Source organism: Flavobacterium sp. 140616W15 (genome assembly GCF_003668995.1).
Taxonomy (GTDB): Bacteria; Bacteroidota; Bacteroidia; order Flavobacteriales; family Flavobacteriaceae; genus Flavobacterium.
In genome coordinates, this window is sequence record NZ_CP033068.1 from 4,854,137 (window position 1) to 4,871,253 (window position 17,117).

Annotated in this window: 18 protein-coding genes and 1 pseudogene; 8 read left to right on the plus strand and 11 right to left on the minus strand. The window is 31.3% G+C overall.

The features are described 5' to 3' along the window. Nucleotides 1–7: 7 nt before the first annotated feature. Nucleotides 8–1,374, minus strand: a protein-coding gene (locus tag EAG11_RS22965; protein WP_371414613.1) for an IS3 family transposase whose coding sequence is annotated in 2 segments (ribosomal slippage) — nt 8–906 and nt 906–1,374 — 1,368 coding nt in all. Because the reading frame shifts where the segments join, the coding sequence is not laid out codon by codon here. Nucleotides 1,375–1,499: 125 nt separating this feature from the next. On the opposite strand from EAG11_RS22965, the gene EAG11_RS21255 reads away from it, so the two are divergent. Both EAG11_RS21255 and EAG11_RS21260 read left to right on the plus strand, forming a co-directional pair. Further along, nucleotides 1,500–1,826, plus strand: a complete 327-nt coding sequence (locus EAG11_RS21255; RefSeq protein WP_129540941.1) for a twin-arginine translocase TatA/TatE family subunit — start codon at nt 1,500–1,502, stop codon at nt 1,824–1,826. Next, entirely contained in the window at nt 1,826–2,389 is a 564-nt protein-coding gene (locus tag EAG11_RS21260) for a phosphatase PAP2 family protein (protein ID WP_129540942.1), read from the plus strand. The genes EAG11_RS21255 and EAG11_RS21260 overlap by 1 nt, the downstream gene beginning before the upstream one ends. 112 nt (nt 2,390–2,501) lie before the next feature. On the opposite strand, the gene EAG11_RS22970 is transcribed toward EAG11_RS21260, so the two are convergent. The 7 genes from EAG11_RS22970 to EAG11_RS21290 all read right to left on the minus strand — a co-directional run bounded on the left by EAG11_RS22970 (nt 2,502) and on the right by EAG11_RS21290 (nt 7,024). Then, nucleotides 2,502–2,633 (minus strand): hypothetical protein, encoded by a 132-nt coding sequence (locus tag EAG11_RS22970; protein WP_371414614.1) that lies wholly within the window; start codon nt 2,631–2,633, stop codon nt 2,502–2,504. Beyond that, entirely contained in the window at nt 2,605–3,219 is a 615-nt protein-coding gene (locus EAG11_RS21265; protein WP_371414615.1) for a phytanoyl-CoA dioxygenase family protein, read from the minus strand. The genes EAG11_RS22970 and EAG11_RS21265 overlap by 29 nt, the downstream gene beginning before the upstream one ends. A gap of 39 nt (nt 3,220–3,258) precedes the next feature. Continuing rightward, nucleotides 3,259–3,900 (minus strand): O-methyltransferase, encoded by a 642-nt coding sequence (locus tag EAG11_RS21270; protein ID WP_129540943.1) that lies wholly within the window; start codon nt 3,898–3,900, stop codon nt 3,259–3,261. Nucleotides 3,901–4,012: 112 nt separating this feature from the next. Beyond that, complete coding sequence (locus tag EAG11_RS21275; protein WP_129540944.1) at nt 4,013–4,345, minus strand: hypothetical protein; 333 nt, start codon at nt 4,343–4,345, stop codon at nt 4,013–4,015. 186 nt (nt 4,346–4,531) lie between these two features. Further along, nucleotides 4,532–5,083 (minus strand): hypothetical protein, encoded by a 552-nt coding sequence (locus EAG11_RS21280; RefSeq protein WP_129540945.1) that lies wholly within the window; start codon nt 5,081–5,083, stop codon nt 4,532–4,534. An 8-nt stretch (nt 5,084–5,091) separates the two neighbouring features. Then, on the minus strand, nt 5,092–6,456 hold the full coding sequence (locus EAG11_RS21285) for a hypothetical protein (protein ID WP_129540946.1): 1,365 nt from the start codon (nt 6,454–6,456) through the stop codon (nt 5,092–5,094). Between the two features lie 7 nt (nt 6,457–6,463). Further along, on the minus strand, nt 6,464–7,024 hold the full coding sequence (locus EAG11_RS21290) for a YceI family protein (RefSeq protein ID WP_129540947.1): 561 nt from the start codon (nt 7,022–7,024) through the stop codon (nt 6,464–6,466). A 476-nt stretch (nt 7,025–7,500) separates the two neighbouring features. Between EAG11_RS21290 and rlmN the strand changes: the two genes are divergently transcribed. Beyond that, nucleotides 7,501–8,550 (plus strand): 23S rRNA (adenine(2503)-C(2))-methyltransferase RlmN, encoded by a 1,050-nt coding sequence (gene rlmN / locus EAG11_RS21295; protein WP_129540948.1) that lies wholly within the window; start codon nt 7,501–7,503, stop codon nt 8,548–8,550. Between the two features lie 82 nt (nt 8,551–8,632). On the opposite strand, the gene EAG11_RS21300 is transcribed toward rlmN, so the two are convergent. After that, nucleotides 8,633–9,493 (minus strand): hypothetical protein, encoded by an 861-nt coding sequence (locus EAG11_RS21300; RefSeq protein ID WP_129540949.1) that lies wholly within the window; start codon nt 9,491–9,493, stop codon nt 8,633–8,635. Between the two features lie 255 nt (nt 9,494–9,748). On the opposite strand from EAG11_RS21300, the gene EAG11_RS21305 reads away from it, so the two are divergent. The 5 genes and pseudogenes from EAG11_RS21305 (at nt 9,749) to dnaG (ending at nt 15,532) form a co-directional block, all read left to right on the plus strand. Then, nucleotides 9,749–10,726 (plus strand): polyprenyl synthetase family protein, encoded by a 978-nt coding sequence (locus tag EAG11_RS21305; protein WP_129540950.1) that lies wholly within the window; start codon nt 9,749–9,751, stop codon nt 10,724–10,726. Between the two features lie 236 nt (nt 10,727–10,962). Then, complete coding sequence (locus EAG11_RS21310) at nt 10,963–11,523, plus strand: RNA polymerase sigma factor (RefSeq protein ID WP_129540951.1); 561 nt, start codon at nt 10,963–10,965, stop codon at nt 11,521–11,523. Beyond that, nucleotides 11,510–12,232: a hypothetical protein gene (locus EAG11_RS21315; RefSeq protein WP_129540952.1), complete on the plus strand. Its 723-nt coding sequence runs from the start codon at nt 11,510–11,512 to the stop codon at nt 12,230–12,232. Before EAG11_RS21310 ends, EAG11_RS21315 begins: the two co-directional genes overlap by 14 nt. Before the next feature lie 66 nt (nt 12,233–12,298). Further along, on the plus strand, nt 12,299–13,336 hold the full coding sequence (locus EAG11_RS21320) for a hypothetical protein (RefSeq protein WP_129540953.1): 1,038 nt from the start codon (nt 12,299–12,301) through the stop codon (nt 13,334–13,336). A gap of 127 nt (nt 13,337–13,463) precedes the next feature. Beyond that, a pseudogene (gene dnaG / locus EAG11_RS21325) lies at nt 13,464–15,532 on the plus strand (DNA primase). Here dnaG and EAG11_RS21330 read toward each other — a convergent pair. After that, complete coding sequence (locus tag EAG11_RS21330; protein WP_035618090.1) at nt 15,529–16,158, minus strand: response regulator transcription factor; 630 nt, start codon at nt 16,156–16,158, stop codon at nt 15,529–15,531. The pseudogene dnaG and the gene EAG11_RS21330 overlap by 4 nt on opposite strands. 93 nt (nt 16,159–16,251) lie before the next feature. Beyond that, nucleotides 16,252–17,058, minus strand: a complete 807-nt coding sequence (gene nadE / locus EAG11_RS21335) for an NAD(+) synthase (protein ID WP_129540954.1) — start codon at nt 17,056–17,058, stop codon at nt 16,252–16,254. Nucleotides 17,059–17,117: the final 59 nt, after the last annotated feature.

Consider the following 17,117-nt stretch of genomic DNA (forward strand, 5'->3'; position numbering starts at 1 on the left):
TTAATAATTAAGTTTGAAAATAATGAGCTCGGTATTGTATCGGGCTCATTCCTTTTAGATTAAGTTTAATTCTGTCATTATTATAATAATTTATATACTCAACAATCTCTTGTTTCAATTGATTAATAGAACTGTATTTTTTAAGATAAAACAGTTCTGATTTTAATATTCCGAAGAAATTTTCAATAACCGCATTGTCAAGACAATTCCCTTTTCTGGACATACTTTGTTTAATTCCTTTTTTCTTTAATAAATAATGATATTGTTTCATTTGATACTGCCAGCCTTGGTCAGAATGCAGAGTTAAATTAGTATTATCTGGTATTTTTGCAAATGCTTTTTCAAGCATTGTTGAGATTTGATTAAACACTGGTCTTTGAGATAATTCATAGCTGATTATCTCTCCATTAAACAGATCAATTATCGGCGATAAGTACAGTTTATTGCCAGAAACATTAAATTCAGTCACATCGGTTGCCCATTTCTCATTAGGTTTATCTGCCTTAAAATTACGTTGTAATATATTGGGAACTATTCTTCCCTGTTCACCTTTATATGATCTGTACTTCTTGATTCTGATTAAACTTTTTAATCCTAAAAATTTCATCAATCGAAGTACTGTTTTGTGATTAATTAAAATACCTTCTTTTTTGATTAATAGAGTAATACGTCTATATCCCAATCTACCCTTATGATAATTGTAAATCTTTTTAATTAATTCTTTTATCTCTTGATATTTATCGATTACCTGACCTTTTTTTTCATAGTAATAATACGTACTTCTAACCATGTTCATACAATTTAGTAAAAGATCTAAATCATACTTATGCCTTAATTCCATTATGGTTTGAGCTTTTTGTTTTGATTGGCTTGCTCGGCTTGAACTAAGGCGTTGAACTTTTTTAGAATTTCGTTCTCAGCGCGCAGATACTCTAACTCCTTTAAGAGCTCTTCTTCCCTGCTTAAAGGTTTATCTGTTTTTCGTTGTTTTCTCTTAAAATTCATAACTGCTGGTCTACCTCGTGATTTAAGTTCTAAACCTGCCAAGTAATCTTTCGCATATCTTCTTTGCCAGCTTATTATTGTGGACTGTGCTGGAATTTGGAAAATTAAGCAGGCTTCATCCAAAGATATAGACTTATTTTGAATGGTTTGTATCACTTTCAATTTAAAGTCTGCAGTATAAATTTTATTTTTTTGTCTTGGTAAAAGACCTTTTATTCCAAATTCATTATAACGACTAATCCAGCATGTAAGGTTACTCTCGGCTATGCTGTTTGCTTTGGCTGTGCCTTTAACCGAGTTATGTCTTTTTAAAACTTCCTCTACACAACGAAGTTTAAATTCATAATTGTATTTGACTTTTCTTTCCATAAAAATGCCCCCAAATAGTGTCTAACTTTTTGGGGGCAGTTCATATGAGTCTTTTTTTTTAAGTAAATTTTAAAGCGGTAGGCTACAAAATTTAATATCTTTGTGGCACATAAAATAAAAAAGATATGTTTGGTATAGGAGGAGGAGAATTAGTTTTCATATTATTTGTAGTGCTTATGCTTTTTGGCTCAGATAAAGTGCCAGAAATAGCTCGTACAATGGGTAAAGCAATGGCGCAACTTAAAAATGCGACTAATGATATTAAAAGCGAAATTCAAAAAGGAGCAGAGGCTAATGGCTTTGATGCAAAAACCTTGGATGATATGACAGGTAACATAAATTCTGAAATAGAGAAGGCTAAAACTAATTTATTAGGAGATGCTACCACGCAATTTGAAAAAACAAAAGAAGATATTGACTCCATTACAGGACCTATAAAACGTCAGTTATAATGCTTGAAAAATTACAAGAATTCGATGTAAATCTATTTGTATTTCTTAACGGATTAGGTTCAGAATCTTACGATAAACTTTGGTTGGTAATTACCAATCAATTGAATTGGGCTCCACTCTTTTTACTATTACTTTATCTTATCTATAAAAAAATAGGGACAAAACAAACCTTGTTTTTGCTCTTGTTTATAGCAATTCTAATAGCTTGTACTGATCAATTAACCAATGCAGTTAAATATAGCGTACAACGTTTAAGACCTTGCAACAATCCTGACATCAAATCGTTTATTCGAATTGTACAATCTCGACAATCATTCAGCTTTTTCTCAGGACATGCAGCCAATTCGATGGCGGCAGCAACCTTTTTATATTTAGCACTTAACAAGCACTTTAAATATTTTGGATTTCTATTCTTATGGCCATTAATTTTTGCTTACAGCCGTATTTACTTAGGCTTGCATTATCCATTAGATATTCTTTGTGGATATTCAGTAGGAGTAATAATGGGATTTTTAATCTATAAGATATACCAGAAAGCAAAAGTAAAGTATTTTCCGGTTTAAATTTTTGGAGCATTTTCCAGCTGTACACTTTATCTTTTCCTGACTAAAGAAGTCAGGAAAAGGATACCGTTTCCATCTGGGCTAGAAGTGCTAAGAATTATTGATATGATTTCTAATTAATATTGGTTCTTTCGCTCCAATCTAATCCATTCGGGAGCTCAATGTTGCTGAATTCAATATGAATAACTCTTCTTCTTTCGTTATTTGTAGTCTTATTAGAAGCATGAAAAAGTAATGGTTTCATAATTTATTCCCCCTTTTTCGACTTCACAAACTGTTTCTTTTTCATTTTTAAAGTCCATATTCTCGACTCTATAAATTCCTTTAGAATGTGAATTATTAATTACTTTTAAAGCACCATTATCTTTAGTCGTTTTGTCTATATGAATCCTTATCGTGAAATTTTTCTCAAGAATATCTTTCGGAGGTTGCACAGCAAACTGATCTTGTTTAGTAGTCCAGTTTTCAAAACTTTCTACATCTATTTTTTTATCTACCGAGATTGTTAAGTCTTGATGATACGCAACAAACCAATTTGATTTTTCTGGCTTGTCAAAATAGATTGATTTAGTTATAAAATAATCTTCGCCAAAGTTAGATTTGATGATGTTCTTTAAATTCTGATTAAAAATAGAGTCTAATGCTTCTGGGATTTCTTTATGAAATTGTCTTATAGCAAATAAATCTTCAGATTTTCTAAAGGTTGTTTTTCCTGCTTTATCTTCTGTAACACTTTCAATTATTGAGGTCAGTTTTTCAATTTCATTTTCGTTATAGATAGCATCAATAATTATAAACCCTTCAGTGTCTATTTCGTTTGTGTATTTCATTTTAAAATCAATTTCAATATGATTGCTTTATCAGATTTTTTAAAGAACTCTACTCACTGTTAATCCATCTCGAATAGGTAGTAAAACTGTTTCTACTCTTGGATCATTTTTTAAAAGCAGGTTGTACTCTAAAAGGATTTTTGTGCTAATATCATTTGGATGTAGTGGTTCTAAGACCTTACCACTCCATAAAACATTATCAGATAAAATGATACCCCCTTTATTCATTTTTGGAACTATCATTTCATAGTAATTAAGATAGTTCTCTTTATCAGCATCAATAAATACTAAATCAAATTTTACATCAATTGTAGGGATGATAGTTGTTGCCTCTCCTAGGTGCTGAAAAATTTGTTTTCCCCAAGGAGATTGGTCAAAATATTTTCGTTGAAAATCGATTAATTCTTCTTTGATGTCAATTGTATGTAGTTGTCCATTTACTTGCATTCCTTCGCATAAGCACAAGGCAGCATAACCGGTATAAGTGCCAATTTCAAGAATATTTACTGGTCGGATTAATTTAGATAACATGCTTAAAACGCGACCTTGAAAATGACCACTTAACATACGTGGTAATAGAATTTTTTGGTAGGTTTCTTTGTTTAAACGAGCTAGTAATTCTGGTTCTTTTTCAGAGTGCTGTTCTATGTAGTCTTCTAGTTCTTGTGATATAAAATGCATTGTTGTATAGTCTAAAAATGAAATACAAAAATACAAAATATCTGCTTTACTTATTTGCATAAAAAAACCATTCGCGTTGGCGAATGGTTTTAATTTTCATGTAAAATGAAAACTATTTTTTTAAAGCATCATTAACTTCTTTTGCTGTTTTCACAGTTCCGTCTTTTGCAACTTTTGCAGCTTCTTCTACTTTTTTGGCTCCTTTTTCTGTAGCATTTTTTACATCTTCAGCAGCTTTTTTAGTAGCGTCTTTTACATCTTTAGCAGCATCTTCTATTTTAGTTACTGCCGTGTCTTTTACTTCATCGATGTCAGTAGCTAAAGAGTCTACTTTATTTCCAATTGTTAATTCGTCTTCAGTAGGTTTTGGTTCTTTCTTTTCGCAAGATTGTACTCCGAATGCTAATAAAGCGATAACTGCTAAGCTTAAAATTTGTTTTTTCATAATTAATAATTTTTTTGGGTTGATATAATGTTAAGTATATGGTTTTAAGAAAGAACAATTTACATAAAAAAATGAGACATTACATTTTTTTGTAGGACTATCTTTCTTTTGAGTGTAAATACAATTCTTGTACCAAACTTTCAAATTTTAGATTATTGTATGAAAAGTTTTTTTAAAGCTGTGTAATTAGTTTTTATATAAACTAAAGTCTATTGTTATTTGATCTTTTACTTTTATCAGTCCGGCCATCTTTACAGGAGGTTCAAGACCAATATCAGAAAAATTCAAATTGAAGGTTCCTTGGATTTTATTACCAGTGGTATTTAATATAAAGTCTTTGTATTTAAGCGTTTTGTCTGTTATTAAAAAAGTAAGATTGCATTTGTAGTTTTTGCCACAAGGTTTAATTTCAGATAAGGTTACATAGCTACTGGGGTATATTTTTGTTTTTACTGTAGCTTGCAAATCCTTGGTCATTATTTTGTTTCTACAATCAAATTTAGACATTGGAATTTCTGCTGAAATACTATTTTTTTTATTTAAGTTTAAAAAGATACTGTCTTTTTTGATTAATGAGTTACCACAGTTATAATCGCCAACAGTTGATTTTCCGCTAATCTTAATTTCAATTTTATTAATAATTAAAATTGAATCGTCAGGGAAAAAAGTGGGCTTAGCACTTCCTAAACAAAGGAATAATGCTAAACCCAACAATCCAATTGTAAGTAAATTTTTCATTGAGTAAGTTAGAAAGTAATAACAGCTTCAAACATTACACCGTTAAACTTTCCTTTGTATAAATCATTTGGATTTCCAGCAGCATTAAATTGACTGTAATTTTTGTAGCGTTGATCTACATAACCAATTTTTGCTAAAATGTTTTTAGTCATAAACCAACCAGCACTAGTTTCAAATCTTGTTATGTTAACAGCTTCTGCATCAGAGTTTCTTAATTTACCATCAACTAAGTTGTATTTTGCTCCAACAAAAAGGTTTTCGTTTGTACCAAATCGGTATACTATATCTCCTGCATATTGGTTTACTGAACGTGAAGTTTCAACACCTTTTGCATCTCCACCAGAAGTAAATTCTAATGTACCAAAGAATTCAAATCCTTTATATTTTACAAACGGGTTAATCATGTATGATGTTGCCCAGTTTCCGTATCCAGGATTAAAACGTCCAGTGTCTTTATTAGCAGTTGGGTCAAAGTTGTCTGCAACGGGAGCTCCATTGGCACCAGTATAATCACTGTGACTCATTACACCATAAAAACGGCTTCCTGCTCTATCAGATGCGTATAAGTTTCCACTTGAATTTGCAGTGTGATATAAAGATCCTGTTAATCTTATTCTTAAATCTGGATCAAGTTGTTTGTCGAAACCAATTTTTGCCAAGATAGTAGGGCTAACAGTTGTATTATGCGTAGGACTAGCTTGTTTTACTTCTTTAACATCTTGGTCTAGTTTAGAGTTTGTAACTCCAATCATACCTACAAAACCGCTTCGGTTATAGTAAAGTTCGGCACCCATTTCTGTAATAAAGGCATCCATAATATTATTCCCGATAAAAGGATTCATTAGCGCATTACCATTGTCAGATCTTCTAAAGTGAGCATCACCGTAGTTGTTCTCCATTTGACCAATTTTAATAGTAGTATATTTCATGAAATCTGCTAAGAAATCTTTTTTAATGAAATCTAATTTGTCAATTTGTAAATATCCTCCTTTTACCCAAGTCTCATGATGGTGTCTAGAAGCAAGATAAACGTCTAGATTTACACGTACCCCATCAAATAATTGTGCGCCAATTGTAAAGTTAGCAGTGGGGAGGTTAAAATTGTTTTCAAGATTATTTAATCTGTAGCCAGAAATTGGAGCAGGCAGATTTTCTTGTCCGTTAAAAGAATTTACCCCTTGGAATTGTAATGCAAATGCCGCCCCTATATCTATACTTAGTCCTTTGTATTGAACTGTATCTTTTTTTACGTCAAATTGATTTATTCCGTTTTTGTCTCGTGAAATTTGATTCTGAATCTGCCCAAATCCAACTTGGGCCGTTGCTGTAGCCATTCCTAATAAAACTGTAGCTATGAGATAGATTTTTTTCATGTGGTATTTATTTTAAAATGATATTGAAATTTAATGTAAGGTCTTTTCCTGTTTTGATGGTTCCAAGTAATGCTTTTGGAGGAGTCATTCCGAAATCAGCAAACGTTATTTTATTAGATCCTTGAAGGGTTACAACTCCATTGTTAACGGTAGTTTTTACCTGAGTTTTAAAATCTTTGCTAACTCCTGCTATTGTGTATGTTCCTGTTAAGTTCCAAGTCGTTTCATTTACTTTTTCGGCAGATTTTAAAACGTATTTAATGTTTTTGTGGGTTTTGGTATTTAAAGTTTCGTAAGCTACCTTATCCATACTTGTTTTGTGACTTTTTATGCTTTCTGCCAAAAGAGTAATGGTTAGGTTGTGAATGTCTGTTAGTTTAGCATCAGTAACAGTTAAATTTCCTGTACCAGTTCCAGAATTTGATTTCATTTCCCAATCATGCATAGTAGATGTTCCTGCCACTGAAAAAGTTGATTTTGCATCTACAGTATAGTTTTTTTGTGCACTCATGTATGTTGTCATTGCTAAGCAAGCTACAGTTAGAAAAATAGATTTAATTGTTTTCATTTTTATTAATTTATTCGTTAATCATTAATAAGACTTTGTATGGAAGCTATCGTATACATTGACTTCACAAGCAATTCTTAATTTCTTTTTATCAAATTTACTATGCATGCATAGCAAAAAGCATGATAATAATCATTGTTAAAACTTTATTAAAGTGTTATATTAATAGTGAGTAGGATAGCTTATTAAAATAAGGCGCAATTAGTAATAAAATGTCGTTTTGTAAAATAGTGTTTGTTAGTTCGTTGTGGTTTAATTGTAAGAACTGTCTGTTTATTTTTTATTCGAAATTTTAAATGTGAATTTCAGTTAAAAAATATTTTTTAGTTTAAATGACAAAAAGTGAGTGTTTATAGGCTTTTGCACGGTATATAACGATTGAAATTTTCATAAAAAAAATTTCATGAAATTGTACTTTTTAGCAAGAATGCATTTAAAAAACATTAAAAAACAACAAAAGTCATTAAATTTGCAGCATGCAAATGGAGAAAAAAGACATACGAGCCTTATCAAAAGAAGAATTACGCGAATTTTTTGTCACAAATAATGACAAAGCATTTCGTGGTAATCAAGTTTACGAATGGTTATGGAGTAAAGGAGCACATAGTTTTGATGATATGACGAATGTTGCAAAAGCAACACGTTCTATGCTTGAGGATAATTTTGTTATCAATCATATTAAGGTTGATACAATGCAACGCAGTAGTGATGGTACAGTAAAGAATGCCGTTCGATTACATGACGGATTAGTTGTAGAGTCGGTTTTAATTCCTACTCAAACAAGAACTACGGCTTGTGTATCTAGTCAAGTAGGATGTAGCTTGGATTGTAATTTTTGTGCAACGGCAAGATTAAAAAGAATGCGTAATCTAGAACCTGCTGAAATTTACGATCAAGTAATTGCTATAGATAAAGAGAGTCGTTTGTATTATAATCATCCGTTGTCGAATATTGTTTTTATGGGTATGGGAGAACCGCTTATGAACTATAACAATGTTATGAAGGCTATTGATATGATAACTTCTACAGAAGGTTTAGGAATGTCGCCAAAACGTATTATGGTGTCAACATCGGGGATACCAAAAATGATTAAAAAAATGGCGGATGATGATGTTAAATTCAAATTAGCAGTTTCATTACATTCGGCAATCGATGAAATTCGTTCCAGAATTATGCCTTTTAGCAAAAATTTTCCTTTAGCTGATTTACGTGAGTCATTAGAGTATTGGTACAGAAAGACTAAATGTAAAGTTTCATATGAGTATGTAGTATGGAAAGGAATTAATGATGATAAAGCATCAGTTGATGCTTTAGTGAAGTTTTGTAAATACGTGCCATGTAAAGTTAATTTAATCGAATATAATCCAATTGATGACGGAGAGTTTCAACAAGCTTCAGAAGAATCAATTAATGCATACATAAAAGCACTTGAAAATATTGGAGTTGTAGTAAAAGTACGTCGAAGCAGAGGAAAGGATATTGATGCTGCTTGTGGACAATTGGCGAATAAAGAAGCTGAAGTTTAAATAAAATTAAATATAAAATTAAAAGCATTAAAGACGGGATTATTACTCGTTTTTAATGCTTTTTTTTTGATAAAAAGAGTTGTTATTTTTTTAAATGAATTTCTTCTGAAACACCATCTCTTGTAACAATTGCAAGGTCATCGCATGTACCATTTCCAAAATCAATTAAAGCCTTAGCTTCATTTTTGGTAATAGAGATAGAGCCTTTTAGAGGGAATGTTTTTTTGCAAGCCATAGAAAACTCTAATGGGAGTATGATTTCGGTCGAAATTTTATCGCCATTAGGGAATGTAGTTTCTCCAGTTCCAGTAATAATAAAAATATTATCATCCCAATTAGACCAGGTATCAAAACCAGCAGTCATTTCTTTTGTTAAAGTACCAGTTCTTTTGTAAATTTTTCCATCTCCAAATGTAATTGTCATATCTATAGTTGAAGTAGATACAGGATGGACAGTTGCTAATAAATCAGTTGCTTTTTGTGTGAGGATTATACTTTTGCTACCATCGATTTTATTGCTATTATGGTAAAAATTTTCAAAACTGTACGCAATAGTATGTTCAGAACTAGAGAAATCATTTGTAAACGAAATGATGATTTTTCCTTTCAGTATATTTCCGTTAGATAACGCACAACCTTCAGTACCAAAATCGATAGTTCTTGTCCATGTATTATTTGTTAATACAGTTGTAATGATGGCACATTCGGGTAAAAAGCTTTTAATAGTACCAGTTGCTTTTCTTGAACTATTTTGTTGTGCACCAAATTGGTCTTCTGCAATATTTGAAACATCATCAATTGATGCATCAATTTTTGAATTTGTAGCTATTTCATCGTTTGAAATAGTTTTCGAAGAAACATCTTGTCTTGTTTCATCTGAATTACAACTAATAAAAAACGAAAAAGTTGTAATGACTCCCAATAATAAAATCTTTGTTTTCATAATAAGTAATTTAGATTTCTTGTAATTAATGAATTAAATTAGAGTGGAGATTATATTGTAGATTATTGAGTTAATGCTATTTTATGAAGGGGAGAATAAAATAGTAACGAGACAATTAGACTTAAGCTAATATTGAGCTTTCGAGTAAATAAGGTTCACTTGAATGTAGATAGTGTATAAAAAGTTCTAAATGTTGATATACTTCTATAAAATACACAACGTTTTTTTATTTAAAATAGTATATTTGGAATCGAAATGAATATTACTTCTCAAATAAAACAGCCCATCTTTAGCGAGATGGAACTTTTTGAAAAAAAGTTCCATGAATCGATGACTTCAAAGGTGGCTTTGCTCAACAGAATTACCTATTATATTGTAAATAGAAAAGGAAAACAAATGCGTCCTATGTTTGTTTTCTTGACAGCAAAAATGGTGTCAGAGGGAATTGTGAACGAGCGTACTTATCGAGGAGCATCAGTTATAGAATTAATTCATACTGCAACTTTGGTTCATGATGATGTTGTTGATGATAGTAACCGCCGTCGTGGGTTTTTCTCGATCAATGCACTTTGGAAAAATAAAATAGCAGTTTTGGTTGGAGATTATTTACTCTCTAAAGGATTATTACTTTCTATAGATAATGGTGATTTTGATTTACTTAAAATAATATCTGTTGCCGTTCGTGAAATGAGCGAAGGCGAATTACTTCAAATAGAAAAAGCCAGAAGGCTTGATATTACTGAGGATGTTTATTACGAAATCATCCGAAAAAAGACAGCAACACTTATTGCAGCTTGTTGTGCACTTGGCGCAAAATCGGTTATTGAAGATGAAGTTCAAGTAGAGAACATGCGAAAATTTGGAGAGCTTATAGGAATGGCTTTTCAGATAAAAGATGACTTATTCGATTATAGCGAAGAAGCTATTGGTAAACCTACAGGAATAGATATTAAAGAACAAAAAATGACTTTGCCTTTAATTCATGTTCTGAACAATTGTACTTCAAAAGAAAAAAGCTGGCTTATAAATTCTATCAAAAACCATAATAAAGACAAAAAGCGAGTAAAAGAAGTTATTGCTTTTGTAAAAGATAACAATGGTTTGGCTTACGCCGAAAATAAAATGGTAGAATTTCAGCAAGAAGCACTCGCTTTACTTAATAATTATTCAGATTCAGATTTCAAAGCAGCCTTGACTTTGATGGTGAACTATGTTATTGAAAGAAAAAAATAATAAATAATTTACATGCTTTTTTATGTTTTAAATAGCTGTATTTTAGTTATTTAATTGTGTTTTCTTGATTGCTAGATATTTTAATTGTTATTTTTTTTCGTCCTCATGCAACCTTTTTTAATCGTAAAGCGTCTATGCTAATAGAAGTCGGTTTGATTTTAAGCAGACATTTATAATACTATTATTTGAGTTAATTTTTACCGAATCATTTTTTTTGAAATTTCTATTACGTTTTTATGAAAGTAATCCATTTACATCAAGAAGAAACTGAAATTATTCAGTTGGCAATCGATAATAATCGACAGGCACAACAGCTTATATACAGTAAGTTTTCTTCAAAAATGCTAAGTGTTTGCCGACAGTATATTAAAGATGTTCAATTAGCCGAAGATGTAATGATTACCTCATTTATGAAAGTTTTTACGAATCTTAAAAGATTTGAAAATAAAGGAAGTTTTGAAGGATGGATTCGAAGAATAATGGTTAATGAATGTATTTCGTATTTACGAGTTCAAAAAAAAATAAAGTTTGTAGAAGATGAGAATTATACCGAAGAAAGCTTTAATGGTATTGAAAGTCAATTATCAACAGATCAAATTCAGTTTTTAATAGATGGGTTGCCAGATGGCTATAAGATGGTTTTTAATTTATATGCTATCGAAGGGTATAAGCATAACGAAATTGCGACAATGTTAGGCATTAATGAAGGAACATCAAAATCACAATTATCGCATGCCCGTAAAATGCTGCAAAAGCAAATAATTACATTAAAAAGACAAGAAAATGGAACCGAATAAGTTAGAAAAAGAGTTTCGTGAAAAACTAAATGCAAGAGAGATTAATCCAAGTGATAAGGCTTGGGATCGATTGGATGCGATGTTGAATGTTGCTGAAGAAGCTAAGCCAAAGCGAAAATATAGTTGGATGTATGTTGCTGCAGGTTTTATAGGTTTTTTATTGATAGGTACGGTTTATTTGAGTCAAAAAGAGATCTCTAATAAAGATTTAAACAATACTGTAGTTACTAAAGAGGAGCAACCAATAGATTCTGTAGCGACAGTTAATAGTAATCACGACAAAATAATTTTAAAATCTTTAAATACTGAGGCAGTGGTGCTAAAAGAAACAGAGAAAGTATTTGAAGAAAAAAAAGAAAAGTATAATAAAGCAAATCACAATCAAGTAGCGGAGTATTCAATCATCAAAGAATCCAATAAAGAGAATTGGAAAAACAATCAAAAAACAGAATCAAAAATCAATCAAACGGCAATCGCAGATAATTCAAAAAATGCAACAGTTGATCAATTGTTAATTTCAGCAGAAAAAACATTAGCAATGGATAAAGGAGTTCAGCAAAAAAACAAAGTGAAGATAAATGCTAACGATTTGCTCTCACAAGTCGATGGGGAGTTAGAACTTTCATTTAGAGAAAAAGTAATTAATAAAGTTAATAAAAATTACCAAACTGTAAAAGTAGCTTTAGCAAACAGAAATGTGGAAGAATAAGCTTCGGTATGAATTAAAATCATTTAAATTAAAAATCATCATCAATCAATCTTAAAAAAAATCATCATGAGAAATTTTACCATTTACTTAGTCCTAATCTTATTTTTGTTTGTTAGTAAAATGATAGGTCAGGAAACATTCGAATCGAGAGCGAAACTGATTGCTAATAATATAGAGAAAGTAACTAAGGAAGAAAAAGCGGCTCTTAAGGAAGAAGTTGAAGTTGTGAATGTGCAACTTTCAGAAGGGAAAATTACAAAAGAAGAGGCAGATAAAAAGAAAAAGCAATTAGCAGAAGCAAGAGCAATTATAATCGAACAAAAAGTTACAGTTGCTCAAAATGAATTAAATGATTTAGTACAACAAAAAGTAGATGGAAAAATAAAAGAAAAAGATTCTACAAAAACGTATAAGATTAGTTTTAAATTTAATAGATGTGGAAAAGAGAAAGATTCGATTTGTAGAGAAAAAAGAACTACATCGCAATTTGTTTTTGCAACCGGATTAAATAATTTGGTAACAGATGGTAGCTTAAAAAACTCAGATTATAAATTTATGGGATCGCATTTTTACGAATGGGGTTTTACATTTAATTCAAGAATCTTGAAAGATCATAATTTATTGCATGCTAAATATGGATTGTCATTGATGTATAATAATCTTCGACCTACTGAGAATCGTAATTTTGTGGTAGATGGAAAGCAAACAGTTTTAGAAGTTAATCCGGTAAATTTAGATGAATCTCGTTTTAGAAATGTTTATTTAGTGGTGCCACTACACTTAGAATTTGATTTTTCTGGAAGTAAGACAGATAACGGGAAAACCTATTTTAGAACACATAAAAGTTTCCGTTTTGGAATTGGAGGTTATGCAGGAATCAATGTTAAGTCAAAACAAATTCTGAAATACGATCAAGACGATATAAAGGATAAAGTAATTTCTAAAGGCGATTATAACGTAAATAATTTCATTTACGGATTAAGTACATATGTGGGGTATAGAGAGATGAGTTTGTATTTAAAATATGATTTGAATCCTTTATTTGCTGATAATGAAATTAAGCAAAACAATGTTTCATTAGGATTGCGTTTTGATTTAAATTAATAAATTGAGTTAGTTTTTTAGTAATGAAGCACTTCGGAAGGAGTGCTTTTTTTGTTTCATATAATTCAAATATGAAGTTTGATTTGTGTAATTTTACAGGCTTCAATCTTTAAAAAATAAATACGTTTTGATTTCACAAAATACCATAGACACCGTTTTTGAAACTGCTCGAGTAGAGGAGGTAATTGGCGATTTTGTTAATTTAAAACGAGCAGGAAGTAATTTTAAGGGTTTGAGTCCATTCTCAGATGAGCGATCTCCGTCGTTTATGGTATCGCCAGTAAAAGGAATTTGGAAAGATTTTAGTACTGGAAAAGGAGGGAATTCAGTTAAGTTTCTTATGGAACATTCCCAATTTACATATCCTGAAGCCATTCGTTATTTGGCTAGAAAATATAATATTGAGATTGAAGAAACAGAGCAATCAGAGGCAGAAAAAGCCATAACTGATGTTCGTGAGAGCATGTATCTAGTGTCAGAATTTGCCAAAAAATATTTTCATAATGTTCTTTTAAATACAGATGAAGGCCAGGCAATAGGGTATTCATATTTTAAAGAAAGAGGTTTTACTAACGAGACAATTAAAAAATTCGAATTAGGATATTCTCCTGAAACTTGGGACGCTTTTACTAAAGAAGCACTTGGGCAAGGGTATAAATTAGAGTTCTTGCAAAGTACCGGATTGACAATTCCAAAAGAGGATCGCCCATTTGATAGATTTAAAGGAAGGGTTATGTTTCCGATACAAAGTATGTCGGGACGTGTTTTAGGTTTTGGAGGTCGAATCCTTACGAATGATAAAAAAGCAGCAAAATATTTAAACTCACCCGAGAGTGATCTTTACCATAAGAGTAAAGTATTATATGGTATTTTTCAAGCTAAGCAATCTATTGCAAAACAAGATAACTGTTTTTTAGTGGAAGGATATACCGATGTAATCCAGTTTAATCAAGCAGGAATAGAAAATGTTGTTGCTTCTTCGGGAACTGCATTGACACCTGATCAAATTCGATTGGTAAACAGGTTGACAAAAAATATCACTGTGCTTTTTGATGGAGATGCTGCAGGATTACGAGCTTCTATTCGAGGAATCGATTTGATTCTTGAAGAAGGGATGAATGTAAGAGTGTGTACTTTTCCTGATGGTGATGATCCAGACAGTTTTGCTAGAAAAACTTCATATGAAGATTTAGTTAAATACTTAGAGGAGAATGCTAAAGACTTCATTCAGTTTAAGGCTTCGTTATTAATGGATGAGGCTAAAAATGACCCTATAAAGAAAGCCGATTTGATTCGGGATATGGTTACGAGTATTTCTAAAATTCCAGATAGAATTCAGCGTGAGGTTTATGTTCAGGAATGTGCACGAATTATGGATATTTCAGAGCAGGTGCTTGTGAGTACTTTGGCACAGCTGATTCAAAAAGATATTGCAGAGGTTAGTAAAAAGCAAAAGCAGGAACATAAACCTTTTGAAGTTTATAGAAACCAAAAACCTCAAAATACAGGGTATTCAGGAGGAGATCCAGAAGATCCAAGAAACGGACCACCTGAGGATTATCCAGGAGAACCAGGATATTTTGAACCACAACAGGCAGAAAAAGTTGATATTTTATATGATTTAGAACGAAAAGTTATTGAGATCTTATTGCTTTATGGAGATAAAGTAGAAGTGTTTGAAGACGTCTTCATGAAAACAAATGATGAAGGAGAGATTGAACTTGTTACTGAAAAAAAGAATATAAAGTATATCAAAGAATCTACTTGAGTTTGCAAGAGGATGAGGTAGAATTATCGAATGAATTGTTTAGAGCTATTTTTAAAAATCTAACTGACTTTTATCTTCAGAATGAAAAGTTTAATCTAGAGCAATATTTGATGCGTTTAGAGCCTGATTTTGCTCAGGAGGTAACAGATATTTTAATGGAAGATGAAAAAGTGAGTCTTCATGATTGGGAAGGACAGAATATTTTTACCAAAGGGAAATCAGAAACAATAAGCCAATATGTTACTGAAACCATTATGTCAATGCGTTGGTTTTTGGTGGATAAGATCATTGAAGAACTAAAAAGCTCCATAGTATCAGACCCTAAGGAAGATAATATGGAGCTTTTGATGATGGTTATGGACTACTCAAAATTAATTAATTCTTTTTCAAGAAAATTAGGAAGAGTGATGTCTCGTTACCATACTTAAATAATTTCTAATGTCTTAGCTTTATTAACTAAGTCAACTAAATTAGTAACGTTTAATTTCGTTAGTAATCTTAATTTGTAAGTACTAATTGTTTTTTCGTTAAGATTTAAAATTTTAGAAATCTCATTGTTTTTCTTACCATCGCTTAAGTAGCGTAATACCTCAATTTCTCTGTTTGATAGTTTTCGGTATAAACGTTCACTTTTGCTTTGTTTTGCAATCAATGCCATGTTTTTACGTACGGTTTCATTGATGATAATTTTCCCTTCGTGTACTTTGATAATCGAAATCCCCAGAGTTTCTAATTTTTCTGTTTTGTGAATGTAACCAGAAACACCAGCTTTTATGGCATTTGGAGCATACATTTGTTCAGAAAGATTACTGAAGATGATAATTTTCGTTTTAGGAAAATTTTTAAGAATAGACTTCACTTCAAAAATACTTGCAAGACCTTCTAATTCTAAATCAAGGATAAGAATATCAATGTCTTTAGTTTGAAGAATGTCTTTTACCATCGTAAAGTTACCTACATTTGCCACGATTGAAATATCATCATGGTCTTTAAAATACGACTTAACGCCAAAGTGCGTCACAGGGTGGTTGTCTGCTAAACATACTTTAATCATAGTTTTACCTTTTTAAGAATTGTTCATTTTTTTTTGGAATTGTAAAATTAATAAATAAATTCTGTAATTTATTGCAAATCAACATAAAAATGATTATTTTAACTTTTTAGGTAAAGAACACACGGGTATAGGGTTCATTTTGTGCTGGTTGGCTGTGTTTAATTTCTTGTATATTTCGAAAACAATTTTTTCTCTTCCTGTGAAGTCAGTAGCTGATTTTCCTAGCTCATCTGCTAACATTGCCCATTCTAATTCATCGTAACTTGCACCCAATTGATCTTCATCAGTTCTGTCATCTCCAAATAAACCATCAGTAGGGGCAGCTGTTAAAATTGAGTCCGGAATTTTAAGAAATTCCCCTAAAGCGTACACATCAGATTTCATTAAATCGGCAATTGGACTCAAATCTACGCCACCATCTCCGTATTTTGTATAAAAACCTACTCCAAAATCTTCAACTTTGTTTCCTGTTCCAACAACTAATAAACCGTAAATGCCTGCTAAATAGTATAGGCTAGTCATGCGCAAGCGAGCACGAGTGTTGGCTAATGATAGATTAACCTTTGCAATATCGGCATCATCAGGAGTTGCCGCTTTAAAAGCTTCAAATGTACTTGTTAAATCCGTTTCTATATTGGAAACATTTGGGAAGCGTTTTTTTAATTGATCAATATGTTCTTTTCCTCTGGAAACTTGATTTGGAGCTTGGTGTATAGGCATTTCTACACATAAAAGTTTTAATCCAGTTTGAGCACATAATGTTGAGGTTACAGCAGAGTCGACACCACCAGAAATTCCTATAATAAAACCATTCACTTTAGCATTGGTGGCATAATCTTTTAACCACTCTACAATGTAGGTATTTACTTTTTCTGTTTGAATAGTGCTTTTTTTAGCCATAATAGTTTAAGTTTTAAAATACAGGAATGTATATTTGCACAATTATATTTAAGTAGTCA